This window comes from Pseudomonadales bacterium, from assembly GCA_013215025.1.
In the GTDB taxonomy this organism is placed as follows: domain Bacteria; phylum Pseudomonadota; class Gammaproteobacteria; order Pseudomonadales; family DT-91; genus DT-91.
In genome coordinates this window covers 1-19,796 of record JABSRR010000012.1, presented here as the reverse complement: position 1 = coordinate 19,796, position 19,796 = coordinate 1, and the positions used below count along the sequence as shown (strand labels likewise).

The 19,796-nt window shown below is 46.6% G+C and carries 17 protein-coding genes; 15 read left to right on the top strand and 2 right to left on the bottom strand.

Going from position 1 to position 19,796, the window contains the following annotated elements; translation table 11 throughout:
* Window positions 1-383, bottom strand: a 383-nt coding sequence (locus tag HRU21_01760) for a hypothetical protein (protein NRA41013.1), incomplete at its 3' end; no start/stop codon positions are given.
* Between the two features lie 224 nt (window positions 384-607).
* Here HRU21_01760 and purL point away from each other — a divergent pair.
* From purL to HRU21_01735, 5 genes are all read left to right on the top strand, one after another.
* A complete protein-coding gene (gene purL, locus HRU21_01755; protein NRA41012.1) occupies window positions 608-4,513 on the top strand; it encodes a phosphoribosylformylglycinamidine synthase in 3,906 nt (1,301 codons plus the stop codon).
* 41 nt (window positions 4,514-4,554) lie between these two features.
* Complete coding sequence (gene secD, locus HRU21_01750; protein ID NRA41011.1) at window positions 4,555-6,429, top strand: protein translocase subunit SecD; 1,875 nt, start codon at window positions 4,555-4,557, stop codon at window positions 6,427-6,429.
* An 8-nt stretch (window positions 6,430-6,437) separates the two neighbouring features.
* On the top strand, window positions 6,438-7,352 hold the full coding sequence (gene secF, locus HRU21_01745; GenBank protein NRA41010.1) for a protein translocase subunit SecF: 915 nt from the start codon (window positions 6,438-6,440) through the stop codon (window positions 7,350-7,352).
* A gap of 134 nt (window positions 7,353-7,486) precedes the next feature.
* Window positions 7,487-8,278, top strand: a complete 792-nt coding sequence (locus HRU21_01740; protein ID NRA41009.1) for a DUF481 domain-containing protein — start codon at window positions 7,487-7,489, stop codon at window positions 8,276-8,278.
* Between the two features lie 99 nt (window positions 8,279-8,377).
* Window positions 8,378-9,310 carry a hypothetical protein gene (locus tag HRU21_01735; GenBank protein ID NRA41008.1) on the top strand — a complete coding sequence of 311 codons (933 nt, stop codon included), beginning with the start codon at window positions 8,378-8,380 and terminating at the stop codon, window positions 9,308-9,310.
* Window positions 9,311-9,548: 238 nt separating this feature from the next.
* On the opposite strand, the gene HRU21_01730 is transcribed toward HRU21_01735, so the two are convergent.
* The gene (locus HRU21_01730; GenBank protein NRA41007.1) at window positions 9,549-10,346 is read right to left on the bottom strand and encodes an inositol monophosphatase; all 798 of its coding nucleotides are present in this window, start codon (window positions 10,344-10,346) and stop codon (window positions 9,549-9,551) included.
* Between the two features lie 158 nt (window positions 10,347-10,504).
* Here HRU21_01730 and HRU21_01725 point away from each other — a divergent pair, with 158 nt between their 5' ends.
* The 10 genes from HRU21_01725 (at window position 10,505) to HRU21_01680 (ending at window position 19,145) form a co-directional block, all read left to right on the top strand.
* Window positions 10,505-11,305 carry an RNA methyltransferase gene (locus tag HRU21_01725; GenBank protein ID NRA41006.1) on the top strand — a complete coding sequence of 267 codons (801 nt, stop codon included), beginning with the start codon at window positions 10,505-10,507 and terminating at the stop codon, window positions 11,303-11,305.
* A 104-nt stretch (window positions 11,306-11,409) separates the two neighbouring features.
* Window positions 11,410-11,901 carry a Fe-S cluster assembly transcriptional regulator IscR gene (iscR, locus tag HRU21_01720; GenBank protein ID NRA41005.1) on the top strand — a complete coding sequence of 164 codons (492 nt, stop codon included), beginning with the start codon at window positions 11,410-11,412 and terminating at the stop codon, window positions 11,899-11,901.
* 27 nt (window positions 11,902-11,928) lie between these two features.
* The gene (locus HRU21_01715) at window positions 11,929-13,068 is read left to right on the top strand and encodes an aminotransferase class V-fold PLP-dependent enzyme (GenBank protein NRA41004.1); all 1,140 of its coding nucleotides are present in this window, start codon (window positions 11,929-11,931) and stop codon (window positions 13,066-13,068) included.
* 12 nt (window positions 13,069-13,080) lie between these two features.
* The gene (gene sufB, locus HRU21_01710; protein NRA41003.1) at window positions 13,081-14,517 is read left to right on the top strand and encodes a Fe-S cluster assembly protein SufB; all 1,437 of its coding nucleotides are present in this window, start codon (window positions 13,081-13,083) and stop codon (window positions 14,515-14,517) included.
* A 14-nt stretch (window positions 14,518-14,531) separates the two neighbouring features.
* Entirely contained in the window at window positions 14,532-15,302 is a 771-nt protein-coding gene (gene sufC, locus HRU21_01705; GenBank protein ID NRA41002.1) for a Fe-S cluster assembly ATPase SufC, read from the top strand.
* Between the two features lie 2 nt (window positions 15,303-15,304).
* Window positions 15,305-16,549, top strand: coding sequence for a Fe-S cluster assembly protein SufD (gene sufD / locus HRU21_01700; protein ID NRA41001.1), 1,245 nt, complete (start codon window positions 15,305-15,307; stop codon window positions 16,547-16,549).
* 30 nt (window positions 16,550-16,579) lie between these two features.
* The gene (locus HRU21_01695) at window positions 16,580-17,812 is read left to right on the top strand and encodes a cysteine desulfurase (protein NRA41000.1); all 1,233 of its coding nucleotides are present in this window, start codon (window positions 16,580-16,582) and stop codon (window positions 17,810-17,812) included.
* A 14-nt stretch (window positions 17,813-17,826) separates the two neighbouring features.
* Window positions 17,827-18,183, top strand: a complete 357-nt coding sequence (locus tag HRU21_01690) for an iron-sulfur cluster assembly accessory protein (GenBank protein NRA40999.1) — start codon at window positions 17,827-17,829, stop codon at window positions 18,181-18,183.
* A 9-nt stretch (window positions 18,184-18,192) separates the two neighbouring features.
* Entirely contained in the window at window positions 18,193-18,726 is a 534-nt protein-coding gene (gene sufT, locus HRU21_01685; GenBank protein ID NRA40998.1) for a putative Fe-S cluster assembly protein SufT, read from the top strand.
* A complete protein-coding gene (locus HRU21_01680; GenBank protein ID NRA40997.1) occupies window positions 18,726-19,145 on the top strand; it encodes a SufE family protein in 420 nt (139 codons plus the stop codon). The genes sufT and HRU21_01680 overlap by 1 nt, the downstream gene beginning before the upstream one ends.
* Window positions 19,146-19,796 lie beyond the last annotated feature (651 nt).

Sequence of the window (19,796 nt, the reverse complement as noted above, 5' to 3'; positions counted from 1 at the left end):
ATTAGCTGGGTGGTCACATCCATATAGCCAGTGCTAAAAAAATATTGCGCCAGCTGGTGTTCGCTGGGCGGTTGTCCAATCAGGCCGACATCAGCAAGTTCAGAATCGAGCGCCTGTTGCAGCTCGGTCTCATTCTTGGCAACGAGTATATTTATAATATAGCGCTGTTGCTCTGCGAATTGCTTAATCAGACTAAATTCAAGGCCGCGTTTATTGGCTTGAGCATTAGGCAAATAGGTGTGAATGCCTGGGAGAGTGACAACGTTGAGTGAGTCGACCTGGGTGGCTACTGTATTTGTTATGTCTGTCGCAACTGTCTCAGCTGTCGCGTTTGAGGCCTGCTCGAGCTTGCCGGGGTTTGGTTTTTCACAGCTAGCCAGCATGATAACAAGCCATAGCCAACAACAGTGCATCTTCCAGTAGCGAGCTGTAATCAAATTTTGCGTCCGGCGTCCGGCAGGCTTAAAAGAATCCATAGCCTCATTTTACGTTGAAAAGCCAATAAGGGGAAAAATAAAGCCACAAAATCATTCAATTAGGTTAAAATACCCGGCTACTATCACCCTATCATTTGACATCATTTTGAGCGTATAAGGCGTTATTGATTATGCTTACTCTTGCGGGCAATTCGGCACTCTCTCCATTTAGGCAGCAAAAATTATCTGCGCAAATTCTTGCCGAAACGGGATTAAGCTTGAGCTTGTCAGCTCGCTATATGCATTTTGTGGATCTTGCCAATGAATTAGATGCCGATCAACGCGAAGTGCTGCATGCCTTGCTTGAGTATGGCCCACGTCTTGGTGAAGTTGATCAGCAAGGAACACTGTTTTTACTGCTGCCACGATTAGGCACGATTTCGCCTTGGTCATCAAAGGCAACAGATATTGCGCATAACTGTGGTTTGCAAGCGGTTAAGCGCATTGAGCGCGGTATTGCGGTCTATGTACATGCTGAGGTAACGGCTGCGCAGTACACTGCTGTGGCTGATGTTTTGCACGATCGTATGGTTGAGCAGGTATGCAGTGAGTTTGAAGCTGCCTCAGCATTGTTTCAACAAAGTGCTGCAAAGCCGATGCAAAGTATTGATATGCTCTCGCAAGGTCGAGCAGCATTGGAGCAAGCCAACCAAAACCTGGGTTTGGCATTAGCTGAAGATGAAATTGATTATTTGTTTGACCGATTTTCTGAGCTTGCGCGCAATCCCAACGACATTGAGCTCATGATGTTTGCGCAGGCAAATTCAGAACACTGTCGGCATAAAATATTTAATGCGAGCTGGGAAATTGATGGTGAAATGCAAGACAAATCCTTGTTTGGCATGATCAAAAATACTTATCAGCAATCGCCCGATAATGTGCTTTCGGCCTATGCTGACAATGCCTCAGTCATTACAGGTCACTCTGCCGGACGATTTTATCCAGATACATTAACGGGTGAGTATGCTTACCAGCATGAGCCAGTGCACATACTGATGAAGGTTGAAACCCATAACCACCCAACTGCTATTTCGCCCTTTGCCGGTGCCGGAACTGGCTCAGGCGGTGAGATCCGCGATGAGGGCGCAGTAGGCCGGGGCTCTAAGCCTAAAGTGGGTTTAACCGGATTTAGCGTATCTAACTTACAAATTCCTGGTTATCAGCAGCCATGGGAAACGCCTTACGGTAAGCCTGATCGTATTGTTAGCGCATTAGATATTATGTTAGAAGGGCCGATTGGTGGTGCAGCCTTTAATAACGAATTTGGTCGGCCAAATATTTGCGGGTATTTTCGCAGTTATGAAAATCTTGTGACTACCGTGAATGGCGAAGAGGTAAGGGGTTACCACAAGCCGATTATGCTGGCAGGCGGATACGGTAATATTAAACAAGAGCATATAGAGCAGCGCGAGTTTGCACCATCGACCAAGTTAATTGTCTTGGGTGGTCCAGCCATGTTGATTGGTCTTGGCGGCGGCGCGGCTTCATCTGTTGCCTCTGGCAGCTCATCAGAAGACCTTGATTTTGCATCGGTACAGCGTCAAAACCCTGAAATTGAGCGGCGTTGTCAGGAAGTGATCGACCGCTGTTGGGCTTTAGGTGATGACAATCCGATAGCCTTTATTCACGACGTTGGCGCAGGTGGTTTATCGAATGCTTTCCCAGAGTTAGCCAAAGATGGTGGCTGTGGCGCAAATTTTGAGCTGCGGCAAATTCCCAATGATGAGCTATCAATGTCACCGCTTGAGATTTGGTGTAATGAGTCGCAGGAGCGTTATACCTTGGCGGTAAGTGATGACAACTTATCGCTATTTGAATCGATCTGTCAGCGCGAGCGTTGCCCTTATGCAGTGGTGGGGGAAGCTACTGCTGAACAGCATCTGCGCTTAAGCGATCGCGAGTTTGGTAATAATCCGGTTGATTTACCGATGGATGTATTATTTGGCAAGCCGCCAAAGATGCACCGTCAATTCACGCGACAAACTCTTGATTTACCCGGTTTTGACGGCCAAGAACTCGACCTATTAGAGGCGGCTGAACGGGTACTTCAGCTGCCAACCGTAGCCAGTAAGCAATTTTTAATCACCATTGGCGACCGTTCAGTGACTGGTCAGGTGGTTCGTGACCAGATGGTTGGGCCTTGGCAGGTGCCGGTTGCAGATGTGGCAGTCACCACCAGTAGTTTTGATAGCTATGTTGGTGAGGCGATGTCTATGGGTGAGCGCACGCCCATTGCGCTAGTCAACCCAGCGGCCTCTGCGCGTATGGCAGTGGCTGAGTCTCTGCTCAATATTGCTGCTGCACCTATCGCGCAGCTAAGCGATGTGAAGTTATCGGCTAATTGGATGGCAGCCGCCGGCTATGGCAGTGAAGATCAAGCTTTATATGAAGCAGTTGAGGCAATCGGCATCGAACTTTGTCCGGCACTTGGCATTGCTATCCCTGTTGGTAAAGACTCGATGTCAATGCGCACGGTATGGCAAGAACAAAACAGTAAGCTTGAAAAGTCAGTTACTGCGCCGCTATCCTTAGTGATCTCGGCATTTGCACCCGTGACGGACGTGCGCAAGACGCTAACACCGCAGCTGCATATAGGCTCTAAGCCAGCTGTGAAGCCTAGTGTGTTAATGTTAGTAGACTTTGCGCGCGGTAAAAAACGTTTAGGTGGCTCTTGTGTTGCGCAGGTTTTCAATGCGCTAGGTAACCAAGCGCCAGATGTCGATGATGCAGATGTGCTAAAAAATGGTTTTCATGCACTGCAGGCAGCGAATGCCGATGGTTTGTTGCTAGCTTATCACGATAAGTCAGATGGTGGCTTATTTACCACCTTAGTTGAAATGGCTTTTGCCGGTCATTGTGGTTTAGCCGTCGAATTAGAGACTATTCAGGCTGGCGCTTCAGCACTTGAAACCCTATTCAATGAGGAGTTAGGTGCAGTTGTGCAAGTTGCGGTCGAGCATATCGAGGCGCTGCAGGACGTGTTTGCGCAGTTCGATGTGGCCGATTGTTTGTCAGTTATTGGTAAGCCTTTGTCCGGTGATAAAATTGTCATTACTGAAGCGGGTCAAACGCTGATAGATGACTCGCGCGTTAGGCTGCATCAGCTTTGGGCGAAAACCAGTTACCATATCCAATCCATGCGCGATAACCCTGAATGCGCATTGCAAGAGTTTGAGAAAATCGCAGATGCAGATGACAATGGCATACAGCCATTGATTAGCTTCGATGCGCAAGACGATATTGCTGCCCCATTCATTAACCAAGGCGCGCGCCCGCAAATTGCTATTTTGCGTGAGCAAGGTGTAAATGGCCAAACCGAAATGGCAGCTGCTTTTGACAAAGCTGGCTTTAATGCCGTCGATGTTCATATGTCGGATTTGATTTCAGGTCGAACAAGTCTAGAGGGCTTTCGTGGCCTTGCAGCCTGCGGTGGCTTTTCCTATGGCGACGTGTTGGGTGCTGGCGAAGGTTGGGCAAAAACCATTTTATACAATCCGCAGTTAAGAGATCAGTTTGCCGCCTTCTTTGAGCGACAAGACAGTTTCTCACTGGGCGTATGTAATGGCTGCCAAATGATGTCACAGTTAAAACATATTATACCGGGCGCTGAACACTGGCCGCGTTTTGTGCGCAATCAGTCAGAGCAGTTTGAAGCCCGTTATGCGCAAATTCAGATTGCCGACTCAGCCTCAGTTTTACTGCAAGGTATGCAAGGTTCAGTGATTCCAGTTGCGGTTGCTCACGGCGAGGGTCGAGCCGAGTTTGGCTCGGATGCTCAGCTGGCTGCGGCCCAGGGTCTGGTTGCTGCGCGATTTGTAGACAGCCAACATCAGGCAACATTGCGATACCCTGATAACCCCAATGGTTCGCCTGACGGCTTGACAGCCTTAACCTCAGTTGATGGTCGAGCCACAATTATGATGCCACATCCTGAGCGCGTTTTTCGCACCGTAAATCATTCCTGGGCACCAAGCGACTGGGGTGAAGATAGCCCATGGATGCGCATTTTCCGTAACGCTCGTCGGTGGGTAGCTTGATGTACACGACCTTAACAACGATAAATTAGATAAATGATTTTATGATGAATAACTTCCCTTTATGGAAATATGCAGCCGTTATCTTTGCGCTGCTGATTGGCTTTATTTATGCCGCACCGAACTTGTATCCACCTGATCCTGCTATTCAGATATCGGTTGATTCAAGTGCACAAAGTTTGAATGATCGCCTGTTAAAAAGGGTNTTGTTTGCACTTGAGCAAGATAACATCGCGGTAAAGTCGCATGAGTTAAATGCGCAGCATATTTTGATTCGTCTGCAAGACCAAGCGCAGCAGCTGCATGCAAAAGAAATCATTGATATAGCCTTAAAGGCACAATACATCGTAGCGCTCAATCTTGCACCTACCACGCCTGAATGGTTAGTTGCCTTGGGCGCTGAGCCAATGAAGCTGGGTCTTGATCTTTCGGGTGGGGTACACTTTTTATTAGAAGTTGATACGCTGTTTGCCTTAGAGAAACGCATGGATGGTTACAAAGGCGATATTCGCAAACAGCTGCGAGAGCAGCGTATTCGCGGTGTCGTTGATACTGAATCACTAACGCTAGATGAACAGTCAACGATTGTTATTGTTGGCCGCTTTAAAAGCGCTGAGCTAAGAGATCAGGCAAAAGCCTTGATTAAAGACGCACAACCTAATCTCATTATTAGCACCGAAGATGACGAGCAGGGTAAATTTTTAATTCGTTGGTCAGTCTCTGAATCAGAGCGAAAACAAATCGCGCAAGATGCTGTGACCCAAAACTTAACGGCATTACGAAATCGAGTCAACGAGCTAGGCGTATCAGAACCTTTGGTGCAAAAACAAGGCGCCAATCGCATTGTGGTTGAGCTACCCGGTGTACAAGACTCCTCTACCGCTAAGCGTATCATTGGTAAAACCGCCAGTCTTGAATTTCGTTTAGAGGCTGATGGTAAAAGTGGTCAGGAAATGTTTCCATTTCGTCAGGGGGTTGGTCGCCGGGCACAAGCTGCTCTGACGCGCTCAGTGGTCATTACTGGTGAGCACGTGTCTAACGCCAGTTCAAGCTTTGACGAAAATGGTCGACCCCAAGTTAATATCACACTCGATAGTCAAGGCGGCAAACGTATGCATGCTGCCACTAAATCGAATATTGGTCGTAATCTAGGCGTGCTATTTATCGAGCGTAAATACCGTGCAAAAACAGTGTTAGATGAAGCTGGCCGCAAAAGCCTGGAGCGCGTGCCTTATTACCAAAAAGAAATTATATCGCTTGCCACAGTGCAGTCTGCACTTGGCGTACAATTTCGAATCACTGGTTTAGACAGTCCGCAAGAAGCAAAAGATTTGGCACTGCTGCTTCGCGCAGGCGCATTGGCGGCGCCAATCGACTTTGTTGAAGAACGCACGATTGGCCCGTCTTTAGGTGCGGAGAATATTGCCCTAGGCATTGAGGCAGTCAGTATTGGTATGCTGGCGGTGCTGGTATTTATGCTGCTGTATTATAAAGTGTTTGGCCTTGCGGCGAATATTGCATTGGTATTGAACCTTATTTTGATAGTCGCCTGTATGTCTATTTTATCGGCTACCTTAACGCTGCCTGGGATAGCCGGCATTGTGTTAACTGTGGGTATGGCGGTTGATGCCAATGTGCTGATTTTTGCGAGGATTAAGGAGGAAATCGCTGACGGCATTTCACCTTACAAGGCAATTGAGGCTGGCTATGATCGTGCATTTGTGACGATTATGGATGCCAATATTACCACCTTCTTGGTTGCCGTTATTTTGTTCGCGATTGGTAGCGGCCCCGTGCAAGGTTTTGCTGTTACCTTAATGATTGGTATTTTAACTTCCATGTTTACAGCAATTGTTGTCACCCGTGCGATAGTGCAGCTAATTTACCGAAATCCGCGCGTTAATCGTTTAGCTATATAGGTATCCAGATGAGCGAGAAAAAAGTATTCAATTTTATGGCCTATCGCCATGTGGCAACCGGGTTTTCAGCCATACTGTTGCTGATTGCTATCGCAGCGCTTGCTTTTAGAGGCTTAAACTTCGGTTTAGACTTTACCGGCGGTACCTTAGTTGAGGTGGCGTTTGAGCAGCCGGCAGATTTGTCGGTGGTGCGTGAAGATCTGGCAGAGGCAGGTTTTGGTAATGCCGTAGTGCAACATTTTGGTGCTGAAACCGATGTGATGATCCGCGTTCAGGGTGAAAGTACCTCAAAGCTAGGCAGCCAAATTCTAAACGCGCTTGAGTCGGCCGATCCAAGCGTTGAGCTAGAGCGCATAGAGTTTGTTGGGCCACAGGTAGGTGATGAGCTTAAAGAGCAGGGCGGTATGGCCATGCTATTGGCTCTCGCCATGATTATGGTCTATGTGGCAATTCGTTTTCAGCTGAAGTTTTCAATCGGTGCCGTTGCGGCCTTGGCGCATGATGTTCTAATTACCTTAGGTTTGTTTGCCTTATTAGGTTTGGAGTTTGATCTTACGGTATTAGCTGCCATTTTGGCGGTTATCGGCTACTCCTTGAATGATACCATTGTCGTTTCTGATCGAATTCGTGAAAATTTTCGTCTGATGCGCAAGGGTGATGCTGCTGAGGTCATTAATACCTCATTAACACAAACGTTCAGTCGCACTATCGTCACCTCCTTGACTACCTTGCTGGTGTTGGTTGTGCTGTATATCTTCGGTGGCGATCTGATTCGCGGATTCTCAATTGCATTGCTAACAGGCGTGCTAATTGGTACTTATTCGTCAATTTATGTCGCGGCCAATGTGCTGATGCTTATGCACATCAGCAAAGATGACCTTATTGTGATTGAGCAAGCAGAAGAAGATTACGACACGCCCTAGTTCATCGGCGACCTGCTTTGGGTTGCCATGCTTTATAAGAATTTGTTGTTATGAATACTGCGATCAATATTGTTAAAAGCGCTGTCATAAATATATTTCGATCTACACTTTTGCTGTTACTCATTAGCTCCTATATGCAGGCGAATGCTCAGCAGCGATATGAGGAAAGAGATCGCCATGCATGGTTTGTTGATATCGGTGGTTTTGCGGCATCTGGTTATGATTCTTTGGTGCAGGTAAACTCAAAACGTCTTGGTTTGGGTAGCTTGCTCGACTTAGAGCAGGCTCTGGGCATTGATAAGAGCGTCAGCGTACTGAAAATAGATGCTGCGTATCAATTTAACCTGAAGCACCGCTTAAGACTTAGCTTCTATCAAACCGATCGAAAGGGCGATTCTGTTGTCGACAAAGAGAATATTCAAATCGGCGACAATATATATGGCATAGGCAGCCAACTTTCTACTGAAATTAATACCTCCGTGCTTAAGCTAGGCTGGGACTATTCATTGATTAATGTTAAAGCTTATGAGGCATATGTCGGATTGGGTTTGAATGTTAGACGAACCGAGCTGAATTTTAGCAGCGACTTATTTGTAAATGGCGATGACGAGCGGGAAAGCAATGGCGATTTTTCGTCAGATCAGTATATCCCTCTACCAACCTTGAATATTGGTTTTCGTTACAACGTCAGTGATAATTTCTCTTTCATTTATCAGCATGAATTATTTGCGCTGGATTATGAAGGTTATGGTGGCCTGTTAAAAGAAAACTATATTGGTCTCGAGTACCAAGTATTGCAAAATTTTGGTCTTGGTATCGGTCTGAGCTCATTAGTGTTTGATCTAGATGTTGACAGTAGTGAGTTTGATGGCAAGCTAGAGACTGGGTATTCAGGTTTAATGTCGCATTTTCGCTTTGCATTCTAAGCTTTAGGGCGGACTCTTCTCGCATATTGTTCGAGATTATGTTGTTTTCTCGACATTAAACGGCAATAAGCCATTTACCATCTTAAACAGGGATAGTTTGTGAATATTCGCCATGCATTGTATTTTCTGTTCATTTCAATGGCTACTGAGGCTATTGCTGGCGAGCTTATTGCCGAAGATAAGTTTGCCTCGTTTACTGATAAAATTGTGGCATACAACCCGAATTTTTTTGGGCTTGCAGTGCCTACTACCAACGATCCGCTAAAAGAAGAAGAGCATCTTGAATTTTATTTATCGATAGAATACCCCATCTATCAAGGCCTTCATTTCGTGTATAACGGCTTATTTGATTTTTATGTGTTAAATGAGCAATACAAATCCTCACCCGTGCTATCGCGTATTCAAAACCCTGGCATTAGCTACAAATTTAATAGCTTTGTTTGGCAAGGCTTTTGGCATAGCTTTGAATTAGGTTGGTTTCATGAATCGAACGGTCAGTCGTTAGAGCTAGCCAAGCAAGATGATGACCAAAACGGTATTGACGATGCCTTGGATATTTTTAATACGCTTGCGCAGCAGCGAAATCTGATTTTCGCAATCAATGAGGTGAGTCGCGGTTGGGATTATTTTAGTCTGCGTTACCGATTAAGTTCAGACCTGAATTTGGTTCAGCCTCAGCAGGGCGATTGGCTATTGCAAACGGATTTGCGTTTATTATGTGATTGTCAGTTAGCAGGACTGCTCGATAAAGAAGACGAGATTTGGTGGGATCAACAAGATAATGCTGAAATTGCTGCCTACGATGGGCTAAGACTACGCTACGACTACTTTTTTCAGCCTTGGCTAAATACTCGAGTTGAGTTTAAGACGGGTTTAAAAAACGTGTTTAAGAATCGCGGCGGTAAACTGGCGATCAATGCCAAGGCTGGCGATGCATGGCTATCATTATTTTACTTTGATGGCTTCGGTAAAGAGCCAGCGAGTTATCACCTTAAAACCAGCTATGTGGGCTTTGGCATCGAGTTCGAGTAACGTCTTGCCGGCACTCTTAACACTCTTAGCATTTTAGAGCTCTTGGTACTCTCTACATTAAGCGTAAATACTTAAATATTTTTCAATGAGGGTGAGCATCAATACCATTCAGGCTGTCAGTTCAGGCTTTCAGTTCAGCCAATGAATACAAGCTGTGAGCGCAACAAATCAGCACAGCTACATATTAGCAGAGCCACATATTAGCACAGCCAGATGCTAGCTTTGATAAGGCGCAACTTCAGTTCTTGGGTTGCACTGCTTGCAGCGTTGCTTTGAAGGCCTTGGGTGAGCCTGCCACAATTTGATGATTTTTCAGTGAATCAAAACCGCCCGAAAAATCTGAGACTAGCCCGCCGGCTTCTTTGACTAGCAGCATGCCAGCGGCAATATCCCAAGCTTTAATGCCTTTCTCCCAAAAGCCATCATAGCGACCAGCCGCAACATAGGCTAGATCGAGTGAGCAAGCGCCCATCCGTCGAATGCCGGCGCTGCCCAAAGCTAAGGTGTTCAGAGCTTGGTTAAATTCTAGCATTGCTGCATGCGGTGTATCACCAAAGGGTATGCCGGTGGCAAAAAGTGCCTGAGGTTTGTGGTATTTTTCCTTCACTCGAATTCGGCGGCCATTGAGTTGGGCGCCTGCACCACGACTGGCAGTATATTCTTCACGCTTAATAGGGTCATAAATAACCGCATGTTCAAGCACGCCCTGTCGATTAACGCAGGCGATAGAAACGGCAAAATGGGCAATGCCGTGAATGAAATTAGTAGTGCCGTCTAAAGGGTCAATAAGCCAGTGATATTCGGCTTGCTCAGGATCGCCAATAATGCCAGCTTCTTCGCAGACGAAGGCGTGATCTGGATAGGCTTTTTGTAAATGATAGAGAATCTCTTGCTCGGCCGCTTGATCAACCTCGGTGACAAAGTCGCTAGCAGATTTTGCCATCACTTCGAGCTGATCAATGTTTTCCGCCGCACGTTCAATGATATCGCCCGCTTTTCTTGCGGCGCGAAGAGCAATATTGATAAATGGGTGCATAATTCAAACCTTGTATAAAAATGACGGCGGAAACGGCTGTTAAAGATCAGTGAGTGTGAAACTCTGCAGCAATTATAAGCAGGAGTGCAGTTCGACGCCAGTCCTGTATAATATGCGTCGCAGATTTTAGCGCGAATTAATAAATATTGGGTCTATGCATGTCCTCAGCACTGTTTTCTCAGATTCGAATCGTATTGGTCAATACGACCCATCCTGGCAATATAGGTGCTGCCGCGCGTGCCATGAAAAATATGGGTCTAGCACAGTTGGTCTTGGTGGAGCCAAAGCAGTTTCCTGATGAAGAAGCGGTGTGGCGCGCTGGTCACGCTGATGATGTGCTCGAGCAGGCGCTATGTTGTCAAAGTTTAAGCGAGGCCATTGATGGCTGCGCCTTAGTTATTGGCACGTCAGCGCGTGAGCGCAAAATACCCTGGCCGTTAATGAATCCGAGAGAGGCCGCCGCGCAGGTGCAGCAACAGCTGGTCAATGCGCCAAAGCAGCCGATTGCGCTGGTGTTTGGACGCGAAGACCGTGGCCTAACCAACGACGAATTGCATCAGTGTCATTTACATTTAAATATTCCAACCAACCCCGAATATAGCTCGCTCAACTTAGCGGCTGCAGTACAGGTGGTTTGTTATGAGTTACGCATGACTATTCTGGGTGATCAATTACCCACCGTGAGTCAGTCAAGTTCAGAGCTAGAGCAGGCGGCCTTGGCCGCCAGTATGCGAGACTGGGATGTGCCGATTGCAGGGCCTGCGATGCTAGAGCATTTTTATCAGCATTTAGAGCAAAGCTTAATCGCGATTGAATTTTTAGAGCCGAATGCTCAGCGCCAAGTGATGACGCGCTTTCGACGTTTGTTTCATCGTGCGCGGATGGACGAGATGGAAGTGCAAATGTGTCGCGGCATGCTCAAGCGGATTGATCAGCTGGTGCAGAAAATCAATCCATAGATGCTGATTTAGGGCCTGTAAATTGCCAATAAAAATACTTGACTAAAATACTCGGAATACAGATAATTCGCGGCCTACAAGCCTGACTCGATGAATATTTTTTTATGCGACTTACTACTAAAGGCCGCTATGCGGTGACTGCAATGCTAGACCTTGCGCTGCATCAGCATCATGGCCCTATCAGTCTGGCAGATATTTCATCTCGGCAAGATATTTCCTTGTCTTATCTTGAGCAATTATTTTCTAAATTGCGCAAGCGACAGCTGGTTAATAGTGTGCGCGGACCCGGTGGCGGCTATCGCTTATCCAAGCCAGTAGCGAGCATTTTTATCGCCGATATTATTGCAGCAGTCGATGAAAGTATTGATGCGACCAATTGCCAAGGAAAGGGTGACTGTCAAGATGGTCAAACTTGTTTAACGCATCACCTTTGGGCCGATCTCAGTGGCCAAATTCAGCAGTTTTTACAGAGTATCAGCTTGGCCTCGCTTATCGAACGTGAGGAAATTCGTCGCCTATCATCAAAGCAATTGGATCATACCGCCGACACTGCTGTAGCTGAGCACGACCTGATCGCTTCGGTCAGTGATTTATAACGGGTTTTTGTTGTGAAGCCATCTGCTATCTACCTTGATTATGCTGCGACAACGCCAATTGCGGAATCGGTTGCGCAAAAAATGCAGGCCTGTCTGCTGCGTGACGGTAATTTTGGTAATCCGGCCTCAAATAGCCATATGTATGGTTGGCAGGCCGCTGAGGCCGTTGAGTTGGCGAGGCAACAAGTGGCTGACTTAATCGGCGCGGAAGTGCGTGAGATTGTGTTTACCTCAGGTGCGACTGAATCGGATAATTTGGCCTTATTTGGCGCTGCGCGCCTGCAGGCTCAGAAGTTTGGTAAAAAGCATATTATTAGCTCAAGCATTGAGCATAAGGCGGTGCTCGATTGTTTAGCGCAGCTTGAGTCTGAGGGCTTTGAGGTAAGCTATATCCAGCCCAATCAATCTGGTCAGACAACAGTGCAGCAAATTGCTGACGTATTGCGCGCAGATACCGCATTGGTTTCTATTATGCATGCGAATAATGAAACCGGCATCATTAATAATATTGCAGCCATCGCACAACTTTGCCGACAATCTGCTGTCCTATTTCATGTTGATGCTGCGCAAAGCGTGGGTAAGCTGGCCCTTGATGTGAAAGCAATGGGCATTGATATGTTGTCGGTCTCAGCCCATAAAATGTATGGCCCGAAAGGTGTAGGTGCTTTGTATGTGTCTCGTCAGCCCAAAGTTGAGCTTGCACCGCTAATGTTTGGTGGCGGCCATGAGCGCGGTATGCGCTCAGGCACTTTGGCTACGCACCAAATTGTTGGCTTAGGCGAGGCCTGTGCCCTAGCTCAAGATAATCAGGCCGAGCTGGCCGAAATAAAGCGTTTACGCGATATGTTATGGCAGGGCATACAGCATTTACCGATGGTGTCATTGAATACCGACCTAGATAATGCTTTGGTAGGACACCTAAACGTCTGTTTTAGCGGTCTGGTCGGTGAGACCTTATTAATGTCCTTGCGGCGTTTGGCACTGTCTTCTGGTTCGGCATGTAACTCCGCAAGCATGAAACCATCGTATGTATTAACAGAGATGGGCTTATCGGATCAGGCTGCTGACAGCTCGCTGCGGTTCTCGTTGGGTCGCTATACCAGCGAGCAAGAAATTAATGATGCGATAGCGCATATATGTGAAGTATGTCAGCGATTAGCTGCGTAATGAGAAAAGAGTATGACTGAACAGATTGATAAAGCACTCGAGCGTGAATACGAAGCAGGTTTTGTCTCAGATATCGAATCTGAGACTTTTCCGCCTGGGCTTGACGAGTCAGTTATTCGTAAGATATCACAGATGAAAAACGAGCCACAGTGGATGCTTGAGTGGCGCTTAGAGGCGTTTAAAGTCTGGCAGGCAATGGATGAGCCAGCTTGGGCACACGTTGATTATCCAACAATCAACTTCCAAGATATTTCCTATTATTCGGCGCCCAAAAGCATGAAAGATAGACCGCAATCCTTGGATGAGGTTGATCCTGAGTTGCTTGAAACCTATGAAAAGCTGGGGATTCCTTTAGAGGAGCAAAAAGCACTAGCAGGCGTTGCCATGGATGTAGTATTTGATTCAGTTTCAGTGGTAACTACCTTCAAAGAAAAGTTGAAAGAAGCCGGCGTGATTTTCTGTTCGATTTCTGAAGCCTTGCAAGAATACCCTGAGATGGTTAGGCAGCACCTGGGTTCGGTGGTGCCGCAGCGCGATAATTACTATGCCGCGTTAAATTCCGCAGTATTCACTGACGGTTCGTTCGTGTATATCCCGAAAGGGGTGCGCTGCCCGATGGAGTTATCAACGTATTTCCGCATTAACGAACAGAATACCGGACAGTTTGAGCGAACCTTAATTGTTGCTGACGAGGGCAGCTATGTTAGCTATTTAGAAGGTTGTACTGCACCACAGCGTGACGAAAATCAGCTGCATGCTGCAGTGGTAGAATTGGTGGCACTTGATGATGCTGAAATAAAATATTCAACGGTGCAAAATTGGTACCCTGGCGATGAGCAAGGTCGCGGCGGCATATACAATTTTGTTACCAAGCGGGCAGTTTGCCACACCAATGCTAAGGTCTCCTGGACCCAAGTTGAAACTGGCTCAGCGGTTACCTGGAAATACCCTAGCTGTATTTTACGCGGTGATAATAGCGTTGGGGAGTTTTACTCTGTGGCGTTAACGCGCGGTAAGCAACAGGCTGATACCGGTACTAAGATGATTCACTTAGGAAAAAATACTAAGTCGACGATTATTTCCAAAGGTATTTCGGCTGGTCATTCAAACAATGCCTATCGTGGCTTGGTGCGCATGGGGCCAAACTCTGATGGCGCGCGAAATTTTACGCAATGTGATTCACTATTGATTGGTGATCAATGTGGCGCGCATACATTCCCTTATGTGGAAAGCAAAAATCCATCAGCGATTGTTGAGCATGAAGCTACCACATCAAAAGTGTCAGACGATCAAATGTTTCTTTGTCAGCAGCGCGGGCTTGACCCTGAAAAAGCCGTTTCGATGATTGTGAACGGTTTTTGTAAAGAAGTGTTCAAAGAGCTGCCGATGGAGTTTGCGGTTGAAGCAGGAAAATTACTAGAGATCAGCTTAGAAGGCTCGGTCGGTTAATAAAGAGAAAAATGATGTTAAGTATTGAGAATTTACAGGCCAGCGTAGAGCAAAAGCAAATCTTGAAGGGTTTGAACCTTGAAGTAAAAGCCGGTGAAGTGCATGCGATAATGGGGCCCAATGGCGCGGGTAAATCAACTCTAGGATATGTATTGTCTGGCCGTGAGGGTTATCAGGTGGATCAAGGCAGTGCGCTATTAAATGGTCAAGATTTACTTGAATTAGAGGCTGAAGAGCGTGCTAGGGCAGGTTTGTTTCTAGCATTCCAATATCCGGTTGAAATTCCGGGTGTATCAAATCTGGAATTTTTGAAGGCTGCTGTTGACGCGCATCGTGAAGCGCAAGACTTGCCTGCGGTATCATCAAAAGAGTTCCTGAAAATGGCAAGAGAGGCTTGTAAGCAAGTCAATTTGCCGGTTGAATTTTTAAAGCGTGGCGTCAACGAGGGCTTCTCAGGCGGGGAAAAAAAGCGTAATGAAATCATGCAAATGATTTTGTTGTCTCCGTCACTTTGCATTTTGGACGAAACCGATTCAGGTCTCGATATTGATGCATTACAGGTAGTTGCTGAAGGTGTGAATAGCCAGCGCAGCGCTGATCGAAGCTTTGTAGTGGTCACGCATTATCAACGATTATTAGATTATATTAAGCCCGATTACGTGCACGTGCTTGCGGATGGCAAAATTGTTAAATCGGGTGGCCCTGAGCTAGCGCTCGAGTTAGAGCAAGAAGGCTATGCTTGGTTGGATGCCGGCAGTGATATTGCCAAGGCTTCAGGTGAATAACAATGACTGAATGGTTAGAGCGCGCGGTTCAGCGTGCACAGCAGCCGAATCAGCAGCTACCGTTTGCTTGGCAAAAAATCAGGCAGCAAGCACGTCAGCAGCTACAGCAGTCTATTTGGCCTACACGCAAGACTGAGGCTTGGAAATATACCTCGCTTTATCAGTTAGGTCAGCAATCGTTCGAGTTAGGTAATATTGATGGCCAAGCGAGCGAGATTGCTGATTTATCGTCGATTGATATAGTTTTTGACGGCCAGGCCTGGCGCTTGCCTAAGCAGCCGCTACCGGCTGGAATATCGATACGTATGCTAAGTGATGAAGCTGTTTTGCCATCTGGCTTTGCCAGTATCAAGCCTGCTCGCCATTTGTTTGGCCAGGTTAACGACGCCTTATTCGCTGACGCATTGATCATTGAGGTAGCAGCAGATACCACTATCGAGCCGGTTGTGCGCTTATGCATCAATAATCGCGAAGCATTTGAGCAACACGCTCGCGCATTTGTTAGTGTGGCGGAGAACGCAAAGCTTACTGTGTTAGAGCAACTTGAGGGCACCGCCAGTGGCCTTACCAATACCTGCACTGAATTCGATTTGAGCGAATATGCTACGCTCAACCACTACCGTTTACAGCTGCAAACCGAGCAAAGCTACTGTGTCGGTGGAGACTTCTTTCGCCTAGCTCAACATTCAAAGCTTAATAGCCATATTATTGGCTTTGGTGCTGCGATGTCTCGTTTAGATGTTGATGTCGAACATGCAGGTGAGCATGCGCTAGCAACCATGAATGCTATTTATTTGTTAGACGGCGAAGAGCATTTTGACTTGCACACCACGATTGAGCATGCCGTTGCTCACGGCACCACAGAGGAAAATGTGCGTGGCATTGTGGCAGATCGAGCGCAAGCCGTGTTTAACGGTCGCATACATATTCATCGTGATGCACAGAAAACCTTAGCAGAGTTGAATAATCGTAACTTATTGCTGTCGCGCAGAGCCGAAATAAACACCAAGCCTGAGTTAGAGATATACGCTGATGATGTGCGTTGTGCACACGGTGCGACAGTCGCCGAAATAGACGATGCGGCGCTTTACTACCTTACCTCAAGAGGGATTAATAAAGCTGAGGCTATGGTAATGCTGAACTTTGGCTTTGTTAATGAGTTGGTTGAGCAGATGCCTGATGAGCCAATAGCAGCCCTGATGCGTAAGCAATTGCGCCAGCGCTTTAGCACTATGCAAGCGAACTAGTGGCATTGATGGCCAATTGAGTAATGATCTATGAGTTTTGATGTAGAGAAAATTCGCGCTGAGTTTCCTGTTTTGCAACAGCAGTTTGACGGAAAGCCTCTGGTGTATCTAGATAATGCGGCAACCACTCAAAAACCGCAGGCTGTTATAAATGCCTTGTTAGATTATTATCAGCATTGCAATGCGAATGTACACCGCGGTGCCCATCGTTTAGCTGATGAGGCAACTCGCCGCTTTGAGCATGCGCGTGATCAAGTTGCTGAGTTTATCAACGCAAAGCATCGCGAAGAAGTCATTTGGACCGCCGGCACGACCGAATCGATTAATATTATCGCTAACGGATTTAAACAGAGGCTCACAGAGCATGATGTGGTGATAGTTTCAGAAATGGAACATCATGCAAATCTTATCCCTTGGCAGCAGGCTTGTCATGCTTCAGGCGCCAGTCTTTGGATTGCCCCAATCACCGATGCCGGTGAACTTGATCTGGCTGAATTTGCATCTTTGTTACAAAAGGCTGGAGAAAATCTCGCATGTTTGGCGATTACGCATATTTCGAATGCCTTAGGTACGGTTAATCCGATTCGCGATATTATTCAACAAGTGCGCCAAACATCGGCTGATGCATTAGTGCTGATTGATGGTGCACAGGGCATCGCTCACGGCGATGTTGATGTGCAACAGTTAGACTGTGATTTTTATGTGTTTTCCGGTCATAAGGTGTTTGCGCCAACGGGAGTTGGCGTGCTCTGGGGTAAATCTGACTTGCTGGCTGACTGGCCAGTATGGCAAACCGGCGGTGAAATGATCAGTGAAGTCAGCTATCAAGATGCGAGCTGGAATGTGTTACCTTACAGGCTTGAGGCGGGCACACCAAATATTGCTGATGTTGTTGCGTTAGGTGCTGCCATTGATTGGCTTAGCACGATTGATCTTACTGCAATGCGTGCACATGAGAAAGCGCTGATTAGCAAAGCTGGGTCTCTGGCAGCAGATTTTGACGGATTAGAGGTGATTGGACAGGCAAAAGATAAATTGTCGGTGCTGAGTTTTATTATGCATAATGGCCATCCAGCGGACATAGGATTTTTGTTAGATCGTCAAGCTGTGGCGATTCGCACTGGCCATCACTGTGCGGAGCCATTGATGCAGCGCTTAGGTCTGCCCGGTACGGCAAGAGCATCGTTTGCCTTATACAATACTCTCGATGAGGTGGATGTATTTTTTGCGGCGCTCGACAAAGTTAATACCATGTTGATGTAAACAGGATAATAATTATGACGGTTGATACATTTAATCCTCAGCAAGACCTTATTTCGTTAACGGATGCTGCGCTTGCTCATTTCAGTACTGCGCTGAAAAGTCGGCCTGATGCACTGGTGCGGCTGTCCACAAAAGAGTCAGGCTGCAGCGGTTTTGCCTATGAGTTGAATATTGTTAATGCTGCTGAGCAAGGCGATGTTGTATTGTCGCCCAGTGCAGAGATTCGTTTTGCCGTCGCCAATGATGCACTGCAATTAGTCAAAGGTACCGAAATAGATATGGTTACCGAAGGTGTAAATCGCGTGGTTAAATTTAATAACCCCAATGTAACTGCTGAGTGCGGTTGCGGCGAGAGTTTTACGGTTAACTAAGGCAGCGCAGTGCAACAGACATTAGCCGATACCAAACAGGCTTGCCCGGCAAGAAAAGTACCCTCGGGCGAATTAATTGAGATCCCAGCCGGTCAATTTTTAACTATCAATCAGAGTCTAGGCGGTAACTATACCGTTACCTGGCAAGGTAATATGTATCGTATTGACGGTACTGATGCGGCCGCGATTGGACAGCAGCCTGAGCAGTTTGATTTTGACGATGACGGCTCTGGACTGATTCAAGAATCTCAAGTTTGGCAGGCCTTAGATACCATTTTTGACCCTGAGATTCCAATCAGTATTGTGGAGCTTGGGCTGGTTTATCAAGTGCTTATTGATCAAAACAATGCCGCCGTTGCGGTTAATATGACCCTGACAGCCCCCGGTTGTGGCATGGGNCCGGTATTGGTGGCTGATGTTGAATACCGTTTGGCAAANGTGCCAAATATTCAGCAGGTAAGCGTAGAATTAGTATTTGANCCNCCTTGGCATAGAGACATGATGAGTGAAGAAGCGCAATTAGAAGCAGGTTTGTTTTTCTGATGGCCTTAACGAATACTGATGAAATACTGGACGATTTAGCCTTTTTCGACGATTGGGAAGAGCGCTATAAATATATTATTGATTTAGGCAAAGAGCTCGAGCCGATGCAGCAAAGCCTGAAAACCGACGATAAATTGGTTAAGGGCTGTCAAAGCAATGTGTGGTTAGACGTTCTGCAGGCTGAACAGCAGCAGCTGCACTTTATTGTCGACAGCGATGCGATTATTGTGCGTGGCTTATTAGCCTTAGTCATGGCCGCGTTTAATCAGAAAAGCGCGGAGGATATCGTTCGTTTCGATATCAACGCCTATTTTAATGCGCTAGATTTAGAGCGCCATCTAAGCCCCACGCGAGGCAACGGTTTGCGTGCCATTGTGGCAAAAATTCAGCAAATTGCTCAAGCCCAGCTAAAAAACTAAATTCTCTAGCCATTTTTTTCGCTTTTTGTGCAAAATACCCCCATTTGGGGGGCTTGGCTTCGCCGAGTGAATCCCTATACTTTGAATCATTGCAAAGCACCAGACTACTTTGCAAGCCTTTAGGAATCTTCTGCATGATGCAGCGTTTACATGATGTAAATTGATCGGCCCATGATGGGCCTTTTTTCTTTCCAGCTTTCCAGCTTTCCAGCTTTTTATCGTTGACGTCGCTATTTTTCAGAATGCTTATTAATTGCTAACGGCATGTTTTCAGTTATGTAACTGCCAAGCTGTAAGCTTTTGCTCTTAATTGCCCTTCGATTCATCAGTCTGTGGTATTTATGATGCCAATAGAATAAAAAATCTGCAGTTATGCGACATTGGTATAGCTAAATCCCACTAGTGAAAAGACAAGGCGCTAAGCTTACATTCAGTGCAAAAGGGCAGATATGCAATCATGATTATAATTGGCTATTTGCTCAGTTTTGCTAAGTCTGGATATGTAGTCTGAAGTCTATCAATATAACATCAGTTACAGCGTTTAAGGTTTAATGTATGGGCGACCAGCACTGTCGCTACTGCCAAAAAAAACTCACCGCCAGTGATCACTTTAAAGATGAGCTCAAAACATGCCGTGCTTGTTGGGAGCAG

Excerpts from the sequence above, each read along its gene's own strand:
- secF (NRA41010.1), top strand. The coding sequence starts at position 6,438 with ATGAGCGAGAAAAAAGTATTCAATTTTATGGCCTATCGCCATGTGGCA.
- HRU21_01680 (NRA40997.1), top strand. The coding sequence starts at position 18,726 with ATGGCCTTAACGAATACTGATGAAATACTGGACGATTTAGCCTTTTTC.
- purL (NRA41012.1), top strand. The coding sequence starts at position 608 with ATGCTTACTCTTGCGGGCAATTCGGCACTCTCTCCATTTAGGCAGCAA.
- HRU21_01740 (NRA41009.1), top strand. The coding sequence starts at position 7,487 with ATGCAGGCGAATGCTCAGCAGCGATATGAGGAAAGAGATCGCCATGCA.
- sufB (NRA41003.1), top strand. The coding sequence starts at position 13,081 with ATGACTGAACAGATTGATAAAGCACTCGAGCGTGAATACGAAGCAGGT.
- HRU21_01725 (NRA41006.1), top strand. The coding sequence starts at position 10,505 with ATGTCCTCAGCACTGTTTTCTCAGATTCGAATCGTATTGGTCAATACG.
- HRU21_01695 (NRA41000.1), top strand. The coding sequence starts at position 16,580 with ATGAGTTTTGATGTAGAGAAAATTCGCGCTGAGTTTCCTGTTTTGCAA.
- sufD (NRA41001.1), top strand. The coding sequence starts at position 15,305 with ATGACTGAATGGTTAGAGCGCGCGGTTCAGCGTGCACAGCAGCCGAAT.
- HRU21_01690 (NRA40999.1), top strand. The coding sequence starts at position 17,827 with ATGACGGTTGATACATTTAATCCTCAGCAAGACCTTATTTCGTTAACG.
- HRU21_01730 (NRA41007.1), bottom strand. The coding sequence starts at position 10,346 with ATGCACCCATTTATCAATATTGCTCTTCGCGCCGCAAGAAAAGCGGGC.
- sufC (NRA41002.1), top strand. The coding sequence starts at position 14,532 with ATGTTAAGTATTGAGAATTTACAGGCCAGCGTAGAGCAAAAGCAAATC.
- iscR (NRA41005.1), top strand. The coding sequence starts at position 11,410 with ATGCGACTTACTACTAAAGGCCGCTATGCGGTGACTGCAATGCTAGAC.